Raw genomic sequence first — 1,382 nt, forward strand, 5'->3', positions numbered from 1 at the left:
GGCAGTAACAAAGGTGCAACTAGTCAAATATGCAGGTGCTTCAGGAGATTTTAACYCGCTACATACAGATGATGCCTTCGCAAAGGAAATCGGAATGCAAGGTGTGATTGCTCACGGAATGCTGGTAATGGGATTTTTAGGTGAATATGTAATGAAACTAGCTGGTGATACAGCGATGCCGTCTAACTTTAGAATGAGATTTGGCGCTGTAACTATACCAGGAGACCAAATTACTTGTTCTGCGTTTGTAAATAATGTTTATGAAGAAAAAGGTCAGCGGTTTGTCAGACTTGACCTTATTGCTGAAAAGGAACCAGAGCAGGTAGTTGGTTCAGGCCAAGTAGTTTTACAGTTTCAGTAAGTAGTTTTTAAGCAATCAAAGGGGAGGTATTTTTTATGGGAAGCATAAAAGATCGCTATGCCATAGTTGGTGTAGGAGAAAGCGAGCGTTCCAAGAATTCGGGCACAACTCCGTTACATTTGGCATTGGATGCAGCACGAGCTGCATTGAATGATGCTGGTCTTCAAGCGAAAGATATTGATGGTTTTATGAGTTATTCAGAAAATGATTCTTGTACATCACATCAGTTAGCAACATATTTAGGGGTCCGTCCGAAATATGTAAAAGATATTATGGGTGGAGGAAGCAGTACGGAAATGTTGATTGCTGATGCCGTTGGACTTATTGAAACAGGCCAATTAAATACAGTGTTGATTTATCGTTCTATGAATGGTCGTTCTGGTGTGCGCATGGGCGGAGGCGGATGGGATGTAAATATGCTTCAATCAGCCATTGAAGGTGGAAGCTTTATCATTCCTTACGGAGCTGGTAGTCCAGCTCAATGGTTCGGACTTTTTGCAACTCGTCATATGCATGAAACTGGGCTTACCCAGGAGCATCTTGGACATGTTTGCTTAAGTTTTTATGAACATGCTCAACGGAATCCTAAAGCTTACTTTTACGGTAAACCTTTAACGATGGAGGAATATCAGAAAACACCATATTTAAGTTATCCGTTTAAAAAACATGACTTCTGTCTGGAATCTGATGAAGCAAATGCGATTATTGTTACATCAGCAGACCGAGCTAAAGATTGCAAATCCAAGCCAGTATACATCATGGGTTTATCAGCTAGACAGTGTGTGTCACATGCACATTATTGGAATGATTTAACTGAAGTAGCAGCAGACTATGTTGCCCCTGAAGTATATAAAATGGCTGATGTAAAACCTGAAGATATTAATGTTGCTTCTATTTATGACTGTTATAGCTGGGTTGTCCTTCGTCAGTTAGAGGCATATGGATTTGCTCCACGAGGTGAAGTAGGGAATTTTGTAGCCGAAGGAAACTTGCGTATGGGTGGAAAATTACCTTCAAATAC

At 40.6% G+C, this 1,382-nt stretch carries 2 protein-coding genes; both read left to right on the forward strand.

Translation table 11 applies throughout. The features are described 5' to 3' along the window. Positions 1 to 361, forward strand: a 361-nt coding sequence (locus tag AC1DUW_RS28860) for a MaoC/PaaZ C-terminal domain-containing protein (RefSeq protein WP_477644192.1), incomplete at its 5' end; no start/stop codon positions are given. A gap of 35 nt (positions 362 to 396) precedes the next feature. Continuing rightward, a partial coding sequence (locus tag AC1DUW_RS28865) for a thiolase C-terminal domain-containing protein (RefSeq protein WP_477644193.1) occupies positions 397 to 1,382 on the forward strand: 986 nt, incomplete at its 3' end.

The sequence above is a fragment of the Peribacillus sp. P4_C12 genome, from assembly GCF_056402095.1.